The organism is Halomicrobium sp. IBSBa (assembly GCF_017612575.1).
Classification (GTDB): Archaea; Halobacteriota; Halobacteria; order Halobacteriales; family Haloarculaceae; genus Halomicrobium.
In genome coordinates this window covers 479363-489223 of record NZ_JADPQC010000002.1, presented here as the reverse complement: position 1 = coordinate 489223, position 9861 = coordinate 479363, and the positions used below count along the sequence as shown (strand labels likewise).

Sequence of the window (9861 nt, the reverse complement as noted above, 5' to 3'; positions counted from 1 at the left end):
CTACCGCTCTCGGCCAGCGGCGTCGGCAGCGCTGGCGGCCAGGCGCGCGACCCGGAGCGGTTCCGGCCGTCCGCCCTCGGGCGTGAACGCGCAAACGACCTCGCCGGCCCTGTCCTCGTCGATGCCGACACTCCGGACGTACACCGTTCCGTCTGCGACCGAGACCAGACGGCGCTCTGGCTGGGCTCGATAGATCGCCAGCCGATCGTCCGCGACCGCGGGATCGTCGAACGCGTCACGGATCGCCGATTCGAGACCCTCGCTCGCCTCGTAGGTGATCGAACAGACCGGGAGTCCGGTGGCGTCGTGGAGTTCGGTGAGATCGACGACATTGAACCACGCGGGCGCGATGCCCGAGACCAGCAGGTATCGAACGTCCTCGCGGTCGAGTCGGTCGACCATATCGGCGATCTCGGCGGTCGCGTCGCTCCCACCGACCGTGCAACTGCCGAAAACGAATCCGTCGACGACCCGGCTGGCGCGGACGACGACGCCGGCCAGCGTACTCGTCGCCCCGCGATACGACTCTGCGACGCCCAGCGCGCGGACGCCGGCTTTCATCTCGAAATCACTCCCGAGCCCGCAGGCTGTCGATTACGTGTTCTCGTCTTTGATGTCGTCGAGCCGATCCAGTAGTTCGTCGTTCGAGGCCGTAAACTCGAACTCCACGTCACCGTCGTGCTCGTTTTCCGAGGTGGACAGTCCATCCTCGTCGTCGTACTCTGTGTCGTACTCCTGATTGTCTTGTTCGGATTCGTCGTAGCTCCCAAACCCCATACATGTAACCATTATAGATTCCCCGTGATAAATCACTCGGCGGTTTTGCCGCTACCGTCGCAGAACACGACAGCGAGCCTATAAGAAGCCGCTGTGTCACGACAGTCGCCGCCTCGGGTGTGACGTCTCTTACCGGACAGCCGGCAGTCTGAAACACGAGCCACCCCTATCGAGAACGATGGCAGTCTACACCGTCACCGACGGCGCAGAGACGTTCACCTGCAACGCCTATCTGGTCACGGGCGAACGGACGACACTGGTCGACGCCGGTGCGTACGTCGGCGTCGTGGACGCGATCAGAGACCACGTCGACGAACTCGATCGGGTCGTCCTGACCCACCAGCACGGCGACCACGTCGCGGAGCTGGCCGCCGTTCTGGACGCGTTCGACGCCGAGCTGTACGCCTACGGCGAGCACCCGCGACGGGACCACGCGCTCGCCGACGGCGACACCGTCACGGTCGGCGACCACGACTGTACGGTCGTGTACACGCCGGGCCACGCCGACGACCACGTCTCGCTGGTCTCCGAGACGGCGCTGTTCTCCGGCGACGTGGTCGTCCACGACGACGGCGCGTTCGACGACGGGAGCTTCGGCCGGACCGACGCCCCCGATCAGTCTCGCGAGCGGCTCATCGAGTCGATTCGGAACCTCCTCGACCGACTCCCCGCGTCGGTCGAGGCGATGTACGCCGGCCACGGCAGCGTCTTCGAGGGCGACGTGCGAGCGGTCGTCGAACGCGCGCTCGAACGGGCAGAGCGCCGAGAGCCGAAGTACCCAGACGAGTAGCGAGAGGTCCCCCCCCACGGCTGCGAGCGATCGCGAAGACCGCTCTCGTTGATTGTCGGGACGGACGGGCAGTCGGCAGTGTCACTCGAACACTCGACCGAGGACGTACAGCCCGGCACCCACGACTGCGAGCGGCGCGTGGACGACGCTGGTCACGCCGTCCCGGACGATTTCGAGTCGGCTGGACAGGCCGTCGGTGACGGGGACGATCTCGATCCCGAAGCCGACGGACGCGAGCGAGCCGACGTCGCGGGGGGCGGCCGCGACGAACATCGCCGTCGTGCCGAGCACGACCAGCAGGAGGGTCGTGTGGGTCCCCGTCCAGTTGGGGAGCGCGTCGGTGAAACGGACTACGATCCCGAAGACCACCGGCACGGCGATCGCGGCGGCAGTCACGGCCAGGGGTGGTGCGGTCGCGAACGCGACGATCGAGACGATCCCACCCGCGACGAGGACGACCGTGACGCCCATGAACTTCAGCGAGAAGCCGTCGTGGAGCCGCAGCGTCCAGGTACAGGCCAGCGCGGTCGTCATGATGTAGGCGATCCGGTGGGCGATCGTCAGGACACCGTCGGCGAAGCCACTCGCTGCGTAGACGAACTGCAGCGCCAGCAAGACGCCGAGGACGCCGAGCGCCTCGACGACGCTAACGCCCGGGAAGCCGGGTCTGGTCTGCTCTGTGGCGGTGTTGCTCATCGCTTCGGCGTCCACTGCGTGGGGCCGACGTAAGTCTCTGTGGGATCTGGTTTCGGCGCGTCAGCTCGCGGACGAAAGAGAGGGGTGGGTTGCGGTGTCCGGGCGCGCTCGGGAGGATGGGAGACTGAATGTACAGTCGGTGTGCGCGCCCGTGTCGACGGGTCATGACGACCGTACATAAATACCCGTCAGACGGGCGTTCGACGACGGCGTAGTCCGTGGGTTTTTCTCTCGCGCGTGCCTCCCCTCGGGCATGACCTGGGCGGCACTCTTCGAGCGAGCGACGGCGTACGAGACGAGCGTCGAGAGCGTGCGTTCGGCACTGGAGGAACGACGCCGTGACGAGTGAGTCGACCCGAGTCGTGGCCGACGCCGACGTACTCGCCGCGGACCTCCTCGTCGGTGGGGACGCCCGCGCCGCGCTCGATCACGTGCGCCGGCACGACTGGGTGACGCTGGTCGCCAGCGTCCCGCTGCTGGACGACGCCGAGGCGGTGATCGCCGATCTCGCAGACGCCTCGCTGGCCAGCGACTGGCGCGAGCGCGTGACGACGGCGTGTCACTGCGTCGAGCACCCGCCCGACGACCATCCGGGGCTGGCCGCCGCCTACCGCGGCGAGGCCACGCACCTGCTGTCGTACGACGATACGCTCCGGTCGGCCAGGACCGGACTGTCGATCCAGCCCCACGCCGACCTCAGCGTCCGTCCGCCGGACGCGTTCGCCCGGCTGTTCGATCCCGCGGCGGTGTACGAGGCGACCCACGACGGCGACTACCCCGGACCGGACAGCGACCCGCGAGCGTAGGTCGCCGTCAGCGGTTCCCGTTGACGAGCCGGCTCCCCCACCGCTGGAGTGGGCGCGGGACGAACGAGAGCAGCCCCACGAGGACGGTCATCGCCAGCCCCGGCACGACGACGGCCTCGCCGCGCTGGAGTCCCCGGTATCCCGCCCGCGCCACCCGTTCGGGCGTGTCACAGAGCGTGCGACCGACCGCCGAATCGCCCATCCCCGCCCGCTCCTGGAACTCCGTCTCGGTCGGGCCGGGACACAGGACCGTCACGTCGACGGCGCTGTCCCGGTGTTCGGCCGCTAGCGCCTGGGAGAAGCTGTTGACGTAGGCCTTGCTGGCGTAGTAGCCAGCCATGTACGCGCCGGGGACGAAGCCCGCAACCGAGCCGACGTTGAGCACCTGCCCGGCGTCCCGGCCGTCGAGAAACCGGCGGGTCAGTTCGACGAGCACCGAGACGTTGAGCCGGAGCTGTGTCCGCTCCTCGTCGGGGTCGCTCTCCGCGAAGGGGCCGTGCGTACCGACGCCGACGTTGTTGACCAGCGTCTGGACGGCGATGCCACGGTCCGCCAGCGTCGCCCACAACCGATCGGGCGCGTCGTCCGCCGCCAGATCCATCGCGACGACGTGAGTCGTGACGCCGTAGCGTTCGAGGTCGGCCGCGAGTGATTCGAGGCGGGCCGCCCGGCGGGCCACGAGAACGAGGTCGTGTCCGTGGCGGGCGAACTCCCGGGCCAGCGCCGCACCGATCCCGGCGCTGGCACCCGTGATCAGCGCCGTCCCGGCCGTCTCCCGTTCGCTGGTCACGCGTCACCCACCCCAGGGCCGTCGCTCGCGTACAGCGATGGGCGACGGGACCGGTGGGTGTGGGCTCGCTCGTTAGCCATCGATCCGACCCGTCGTCTCGACCCACTCGGCGAACGTCGAAAGCGCCCGGCCCCGGTGGCTGACGGCGTTTTTCCGCTCGGTGTCCATCTCGGCGAAGGTCGCCCCGTCGTGTTCGAAGATCGGGTCGAAGCCGAAGCCGCCGTCCCCTCGGGGCGCGACGATCGTCCCGGGGACGCGCCCGCGGAACAGCTTCACCGGGAGCGCCGCACCGTCGACCTGCGCGTCGGTGGTCGCTCCGCCCCGCTCGTCGGCAGCCAGGTCGTGTCCGCGCCGGTCGTCGTGATCGACGGAGCTGGGTGCAGCCTCGAAGCCGTCGCCGTCGCAGTAGGCGACGACGGTCTCGAAGGCGGCGCTGTGGTCGTCTTCCGGTTCGGTGAGTCGCCAGACCCGCTCGATGCCGAGTCGGTCTTCGACGTACGACGAGTACGGGCCGGGGAACCCATCGAGCGCGTCGACGAACAGACCGGAGTCGTCGACGATGACCGGCTCACCGACCGCCCGGTAGGCCTCGCGTGCGCCGTGGGCAGCGACGGCGGCGAGGTCGTCGCCCTGCACCTCGGTGTAGTCGAAGTCGAACTGTTCGACCGTCTCCGCGCCCAGGTACTCCCTGGCTTCGTGGACCTTCCCGGGGTTGGTCGTGACGAACTTGAGCATACCGCGAGTCGGGCGAGGACGGGAAAATAGCCGTCGATGTTCGCGACTCAGTCGACGACGACTTCGACCGCTTCGTCCTCGGCGTCTGGCTCCTCCTCGATGCCGCCCTGCTCTTGCCAGACCAGTGCGCCGACGACCGCGAGGACGACCCAGGAACGCCAGTTGGCGAGGTTCAGCGAGTACCCGATCCCGAACGGTTTCTCGACGAGCATCGAGTCGCCGGGTTGCCAGTACGAAGACAGCATCCGTCGAACGCTCGGGCGTTCGAAGTTGTACGGCACTCCGAAGAGTTCGCCGGACTGTGGTTTGTCGGCCATGGAATCCGGTACGGCACGCCGCGTTAAGTCGTTTTTCCTCGCTCAGCCCAGCAGTGAGGTGACGGGGCCGTCGAAGTTGATGATCACGGCCTGGGCCCGGTCGCCGAACACCGCCTTGCCGGTCGGGGACCGCTGGTCGCCGGTGAGAAACACGTGGTCGATGTCGTTGTCCGCGGCGGCTTCGAGGATGCGGTCGGCCTCGGTTTCGGCCTGTCCGATGCGTCCCGCGAGGACGTCCCACTCGACGTCGTAGTCGCCGACGACCTCCTCGACGACCGCCGCCGCCTCCTGGTGAACGTCGTCCATGATCTCGCTGTCGTCGTAGCTCGTGTGTTCCTCCTCGGCCACGGCGTCGAGCGAGTCGCGTTTCTCTTCGAACGCCTCGTGAGTGAGCAAGGAGAGCACGTGGAGTCGCGCGTCCGCGCCACCGGCCAGCTGCGCGGCCTCGGTCAACAGTTCGCGACCGCGTTCGTCCGTATCGAGTACGACGAGTGCGTCGTCCATGTCAGGAGCGATCTGGCGGAACCCACTTAATTTTCACTGGTATCGGCCGCGATCTTCGATCGCGTCGAGACGGTCGAGGACGGTGTCGTCGCGCTCGCTTGCGGTCCGGTAGGCGTCGGCCACGGCGGCCCGGAGCCGCTCGGCGTCGTCGGTGGTCCCGGCCAGCGACTGATCGAGGACGTGCAGGTCCATCGCGTGGTCCTCGGTGTCTCGCGTGTAGTAGCCCAGTCCGAAGTCGATGAGGAAGACGCCGGGGTCGCCCTCCCCGACGCGGACGTTCCGCGTCGTCGGATCGCCGTGGACGAAGCCGGCGTCGTGGATCGCAGCGAGGTGCCGGCCGACCGCCCGGACCCGCTCCTCGGTCAGCCCGTCGCGCAGTTCTCGCCGGCCGACCCGCTGGAAGACGATCCGGGCGTCTCGTGGGTCCACGTCGTAGATCACCGGCGTCGGAACGCCGTGCCGGCGGGCCTCGCTGGTGAGGCGGGCCTCCTGTCTGGTGCGCTCCGAGCGCAGCCGTTCGTCCAGTTTCGGGTGGCGATACGAGCGAGGGCGGCGCTCCTTGATCACGCGGTCGCCCTCGAAGCGGACGAGCGCTTCGGCCCCCTGAATCTCGTCGGCGTCACCGCCAACGCGGGCGACCGGTTCGCCCGCGTCCCAGGTCACCTCGACCTGATCGGGCCGGAAGTCAGAGTCGATGCCGGAGTCGGGTATCGACAGCGTGTCGCCGGCCGCGTACATCCGCGCGCCCAGAATCGCGATCATCCCGGCGTTGTCTCGGAGAAAGCGGGGCTCGGGCGCGTAGAACTCCGCACCGCGCTGTGTACACATCTCCGCGAGCATCGAGCGGAGACGCTCGTTCTGGCCGACGCCGCCCCCGAGGACGAGTTCGTCGGCGTCAGTCAGCGAGAGGGCGCGCTCGGCGACTTCGGTCAGCATCGCGAAGATCGTCTCCTCGAGCCCGCGACAGACGTCCTCGACCGGCGTACCGCGGTCGGTTGCCTGCTTGGCGGCGGACATGATCCCCGAGAAAGAGAAGTCCATCCCCTTGACCACGTAGGGAAGGTCGACGTACGTCCCGCGCGTCGCGTGGTCTTCGACCTTGGGACCGCCGGGGTGAGACCAGCCGACGTGGCGCGTGAACTTGTCGAGGGCGTTGCCGACGCCGGTGTCCATCGTCTCGCCGAGCACGCGATATCGTCCCGATCGGTACCCGAGGACGTGCGCGTTGGCACCGGAGGCGTTCAGGCAGATGGGCGAGGAAAACCCCGAGAAGTAGCGCCCGACTTCGAGGTGTGCGACCATGTGGTTGACGCCGACCAGCGCCACGTCGAACCGCTGTGCGACCGCCCGCGCCGCCGTCCCGACGATCCGCAGGCACGGTCCCAGGCCGGGGCCACGCGAGAAGGCGACGGCGTCGATTGGCGGGCCGGTCTCCGTGTCGGGCGCTCGCTCGCGGGCGTGTTCGAGCGCGCGCTCGACGACGGCTGGAATCGCCTCACCCATGTGTTCTGCGGCCTCGCGGGGGTGGATGCCGCCGCTGTCGGGCTGGTAGGCGTCGGTCTCGATGAAGACGTGGTCGTCACTGGCGGCCGCCGAGGGATCTCGAAGCTCACTTTCGTCCGCCTCGAAGATCGCAGCACTGGCTGCCCAGGCTGTGCCTTCGATGCCGAGAACGCGCATTGTGAAGCCGCTATGCGGGCGTTACTCCCACTCGGTGTAGCCGCACTTGCCGCAGTGTTTGCGGTCGTCGTGCTCGGCGAGGAAGGTGTCGCCACACCGGGGGCACTGCTCGCGCTCGATCTGACCGTCGTCGCTGTAGTACTCGTGACGGGCCATCTTATGCCTCCTCACCCGACTCACCGTCGGCGACGATCTTGTTGCGTTCGAGCATGTGGTCTTGCTCGACCTCGCGGGCGAACTCGGGCGCGTCGTACACTTTCGCGTAGCCGACGGTCTTTCGCATCCCGAACTTCGTGTCGAGCTCGTGGACGACGACTTCTTCGGCGTCCTTGTTGAGCTTGGCCGTGAGCGAGTCGCGCACGGAGAGTCGCGACGGCGTCGCCTCGTCGTGTCGCACCTCGAACCGAACGTCGGTCCGGTGTAACATCGGGTTGTCGTCTTCTTTGATGATGTCGATTTCCATGGTTCGTTGTCCCTACATTGCCCCTGAAGCGCGTAAAAGGATTTCGAACGGCGTACAGCTCCCAACCCTCGCGGCGGGCGCGGACCCGACGGCGTCGCGAACGACACGTGAAGAGAGAGCCGGATCGACGGGGACGACGAGTCGACCGTCGACACGCTCTACCAGACGATGTATAAGAAAGTGGAGTTAAGAAAACGAATACCGTGGTAACTGTTGCACCACATTTTGAGGCGTGAAAAGTATTTCTACAGAGTGTGCCGTGGTACCGTCTCTCAAAACCAATCGGCTTTCTGAAACTTTTTGTATGGCGAGAGTCTTGGTGTACGTACGGCAGTGGTCCCGCGACCGCTCGCCCCCACGGAGCACCCACAATGTCATCGAACACGTCCCATCTTCGCACACGATCCGAGCGTGGTCCCGCAGTCGATTCCCCGTCGTTCGCGACGCTGGTCGGTTTCCCCGTCCTCCTCGTCGCCGCTCTCGTCGCCCTGAGCTATCCGCTCGCGGCCGCGACGGCACTCGCCGCGACGGCACTTGCAGTGAAAGGCACACAGTTCGGACTGGCCGCACTTGTCCGCCGGACGAACGACGCGCCTCGTCGGGTCACCGTCCCCGGCGTCGGCACCGTGACCGTCAGCATCGCCCCGCTGTGAGACTACCCGTCACGCCGTGACAGCCGCCGGTGCGAGAACGAGACGCCACGCTCTTTGAATCACGACTGCTTTTCGCTGCGACGACGCCACCGCGGCGAGGTCGCCGTCACCTACTCCTCGGTGACCGGCGCGTCCATGCGTCGAACGTCGAGCACCAGCTCGTCGGCGGTCTCGGAGACGGCCGTCACTTCGCCCGCGACGACCAGATCCGCGCTGGGCGTCGGCCCGACGACGACCGGATCGCCGACCTCGATACTGCCGAGGGTCCCCTGGAGGGAGACGTGTGCCGTACACTCCGTCGGGTGGTGGACGTTGGTCAGGTCGATCTCCTCGACTGTGGCGTCGATCCTGTCGAACGCCTGCGAGACGGTCACCGTCTCGGCGTCGTCCATCGGTTCTCGCCCGATCGCGGCGAAGGCCGCTGGCGTCGGCTCGTACCCGCCGGTGGGTCCCTGGACGCTCTCGACGAGTCCGATCGACTGGAGGGTCGTGAGCTGGTTCTGGACCGTGCCCGAGCTGCGGTCCAGGACCTCGGCGACCTGGCCGCTCGTGACCGGGCCGTCCGCGGTCTCGTGTTCGTTGATGAGTGTCGTCACGAGCTGGGTCTGTGTCGGAGAGAGGTCGATGTCGTTCGTATTCATTTGTTGATTGTCTGTTGACGGTCGGCAACCATGAGTTTCGTGGTCGTGACTGCTAGAGATCGATCGACGGCGTCAGCGGCGGACGGCGCTTGTGTCTGGTGGTTTCGCACCATTTCCGGACCCGCTGGACCGTCGCTCGATCGACGGCGAGTCGCTCGGCGACGGCGGCCGGTGGTTGTGCTTGGTCGACGAGCGCGTGGAGGATCTCGTCGAGCGTCTCGGGGTCGACCCCGAGTTTCTGTGGGTCACTGTCGGCGCGTTCCGCCGTCCGGGTCGACCGGTCGAGAATGTTCGACGGCACGTCGACCGCTCTCGCGAGCGCACGTACCTCGGTGTGATAGAGCGGTGCCAACGGCGCGAGGTCGACGCCGTCGTCCCCGTGTTTCGTCACCGACCCCAGGAGCTGCCGGGTACGGTCGACGGAGCCGAGCACGAGCCGGTCGGTCGTGTTGGCGACGTAGTACAGGCAGGCCATCCGGAACCGTTCGCGTGCGTTGTCGAGTGCGACGACGTCGTCGGCCGGTTCCCCGGCGGCACCGATCGCGCGCTGGAACGCCGAGAGCAGCGGCCGCAACTGGAGTCGCTCGTACTCGATCGACAGCATCGACGCGACCGCCTCCGCTGCCCTGGCCGAAGCCTCGTCGTTCATGTTGGCCGGCAACACGAGACCGCAGACCCGATCGACGCCGACGGCCTCGATCGCCAGCACCGCCGCGACCGTCGAACCGACTCGCCCGTCCAGCGCGACGACGACGCCCTCGGCACCGGCCCGTTCGAGCGTCCGTTCGACGAAGCGGGGCAACTGCTCGCGAAGTTGCTGGACCGCCTCCGACTCGGTCGCAAGCTCGGAGCGCTCACGGGCCAGTGCAGGATCGTGTGCGCTGGGCTTCGAGTCACTCACGACGACCACCACCCGGCGACGCGCGCGAACCGCGACCGTGTCGCTCCAGAGGGCGGACACCGCCGGACCCACGGCGGTGCCGGCTGCCCCGCCCTCGTGAGACGGAGA

The 9861-nt window shown here is 67.7% G+C and carries 15 protein-coding genes; 3 read left to right on the top strand and 12 right to left on the bottom strand.

Going from position 1 to position 9861, the window contains the following annotated elements; all coding sequences use genetic code 11:
* Both IL252_RS09230 and IL252_RS09225 read right to left on the bottom strand, forming a co-directional pair.
* Positions 1–561, bottom strand: coding sequence for a DUF99 family protein (locus IL252_RS09230; RefSeq protein WP_208627752.1), 561 nt, complete (start codon positions 559–561; stop codon positions 1–3).
* A 33-nt stretch (positions 562–594) separates the two neighbouring features.
* Positions 595–777: a DUF5786 family protein gene (locus IL252_RS09225; RefSeq protein WP_208627751.1), complete on the bottom strand. Its 183-nt coding sequence runs from the start codon at positions 775–777 to the stop codon at positions 595–597.
* A gap of 178 nt (positions 778–955) precedes the next feature.
* Here IL252_RS09225 and IL252_RS09220 point away from each other — a divergent pair, with 178 nt between their 5' ends.
* The gene (locus tag IL252_RS09220; RefSeq protein WP_208627750.1) at positions 956–1567 is read left to right on the top strand and encodes an MBL fold metallo-hydrolase; all 612 of its coding nucleotides are present in this window, start codon (positions 956–958) and stop codon (positions 1565–1567) included.
* An 81-nt stretch (positions 1568–1648) separates the two neighbouring features.
* Here IL252_RS09220 and IL252_RS09215 read toward each other — a convergent pair whose 3' ends face one another.
* Positions 1649–2263: a hypothetical protein gene (locus IL252_RS09215; RefSeq protein ID WP_208627749.1), complete on the bottom strand. Its 615-nt coding sequence runs from the start codon at positions 2261–2263 to the stop codon at positions 1649–1651.
* A 338-nt stretch (positions 2264–2601) separates the two neighbouring features.
* Between IL252_RS09215 and IL252_RS09210 the strand changes: the two genes are divergently transcribed.
* Positions 2602–3069 (top strand): hypothetical protein, encoded by a 468-nt coding sequence (locus tag IL252_RS09210; protein ID WP_208627748.1) that lies wholly within the window; start codon positions 2602–2604, stop codon positions 3067–3069.
* Between the two features lie 7 nt (positions 3070–3076).
* Here IL252_RS09210 and IL252_RS09205 read toward each other — a convergent pair whose 3' ends face one another.
* The 7 genes from IL252_RS09205 to IL252_RS09175 form a co-directional block, all read right to left on the bottom strand.
* Positions 3077–3859: an SDR family oxidoreductase gene (locus IL252_RS09205; protein WP_153552321.1), complete on the bottom strand. Its 783-nt coding sequence runs from the start codon at positions 3857–3859 to the stop codon at positions 3077–3079.
* Positions 3860–3931: 72 nt separating this feature from the next.
* Entirely contained in the window at positions 3932–4594 is a 663-nt protein-coding gene (locus IL252_RS09200) for a non-canonical purine NTP pyrophosphatase (protein WP_153552320.1), read from the bottom strand.
* Positions 4595–4641: 47 nt separating this feature from the next.
* Complete coding sequence (locus tag IL252_RS09195; protein WP_015762147.1) at positions 4642–4911, bottom strand: DUF5808 domain-containing protein; 270 nt, start codon at positions 4909–4911, stop codon at positions 4642–4644.
* 42 nt (positions 4912–4953) lie between these two features.
* A complete protein-coding gene (locus IL252_RS09190) occupies positions 4954–5415 on the bottom strand; it encodes a universal stress protein (RefSeq protein WP_208627747.1) in 462 nt (153 codons plus the stop codon).
* Positions 5416–5448: 33 nt separating this feature from the next.
* On the bottom strand, positions 5449–7095 hold the full coding sequence (locus IL252_RS09185; protein WP_208627746.1) for a bifunctional N(6)-L-threonylcarbamoyladenine synthase/serine/threonine protein kinase: 1647 nt from the start codon (positions 7093–7095) through the stop codon (positions 5449–5451).
* 21 nt (positions 7096–7116) lie between these two features.
* Positions 7117–7251, bottom strand: coding sequence for a 30S ribosomal protein S27ae (locus tag IL252_RS09180; RefSeq protein WP_015762144.1), 135 nt, complete (start codon positions 7249–7251; stop codon positions 7117–7119).
* A gap of 1 nt (position 7252) precedes the next feature.
* Complete coding sequence (locus IL252_RS09175; RefSeq protein WP_208627745.1) at positions 7253–7558, bottom strand: 30S ribosomal protein S24e; 306 nt, start codon at positions 7556–7558, stop codon at positions 7253–7255.
* A gap of 371 nt (positions 7559–7929) precedes the next feature.
* On the opposite strand from IL252_RS09175, the gene IL252_RS09170 reads away from it, so the two are divergent.
* Entirely contained in the window at positions 7930–8211 is a 282-nt protein-coding gene (locus IL252_RS09170; RefSeq protein WP_153552315.1) for a hypothetical protein, read from the top strand.
* A 110-nt stretch (positions 8212–8321) separates the two neighbouring features.
* Here the strand turns inward: IL252_RS09170 and IL252_RS09165 are convergent, their stop codons facing one another.
* Positions 8322–8852, bottom strand: a complete 531-nt coding sequence (locus IL252_RS09165) for an HTH domain-containing protein (protein WP_208627744.1) — start codon at positions 8850–8852, stop codon at positions 8322–8324.
* Between the two features lie 52 nt (positions 8853–8904).
* On the bottom strand, positions 8905–9753 hold the full coding sequence (gene nadE, locus IL252_RS09160; RefSeq protein ID WP_208627743.1) for an NAD(+) synthase: 849 nt from the start codon (positions 9751–9753) through the stop codon (positions 8905–8907).
* Positions 9754–9861 lie beyond the last annotated feature (108 nt).

Coding starts and splice junctions, on each gene's coding strand:
- IL252_RS09230 (WP_208627752.1), bottom strand. CDS start 561: ATGAAAGCCGGCGTCCGCGCGCTGGGCGTCGCAGAGTCGTATCGCGGG.
- IL252_RS09185 (WP_208627746.1), bottom strand. CDS start 7,095: ATGCGCGTTCTCGGCATCGAAGGCACAGCCTGGGCAGCCAGTGCTGCG.
- IL252_RS09195 (WP_015762147.1), bottom strand. CDS start 4,911: ATGGCCGACAAACCACAGTCCGGCGAACTCTTCGGAGTGCCGTACAAC.
- IL252_RS09165 (WP_208627744.1), bottom strand. CDS start 8,852: ATGAATACGAACGACATCGACCTCTCTCCGACACAGACCCAGCTCGTG.
- IL252_RS09200 (WP_153552320.1), bottom strand. CDS start 4,594: ATGCTCAAGTTCGTCACGACCAACCCCGGGAAGGTCCACGAAGCCAGG.
- IL252_RS09170 (WP_153552315.1), top strand. CDS start 7,930: ATGTCATCGAACACGTCCCATCTTCGCACACGATCCGAGCGTGGTCCC.
- IL252_RS09220 (WP_208627750.1), top strand. CDS start 956: ATGGCAGTCTACACCGTCACCGACGGCGCAGAGACGTTCACCTGCAAC.
- IL252_RS09215 (WP_208627749.1), bottom strand. CDS start 2,263: ATGAGCAACACCGCCACAGAGCAGACCAGACCCGGCTTCCCGGGCGTT.
- IL252_RS09225 (WP_208627751.1), bottom strand. CDS start 777: ATGGGGTTTGGGAGCTACGACGAATCCGAACAAGACAATCAGGAGTAC.
- IL252_RS09180 (WP_015762144.1), bottom strand. CDS start 7,251: ATGGCCCGTCACGAGTACTACAGCGACGACGGTCAGATCGAGCGCGAG.
- IL252_RS09190 (WP_208627747.1), bottom strand. CDS start 5,415: ATGGACGACGCACTCGTCGTACTCGATACGGACGAACGCGGTCGCGAA.
- IL252_RS09175 (WP_208627745.1), bottom strand. CDS start 7,558: ATGGAAATCGACATCATCAAAGAAGACGACAACCCGATGTTACACCGG.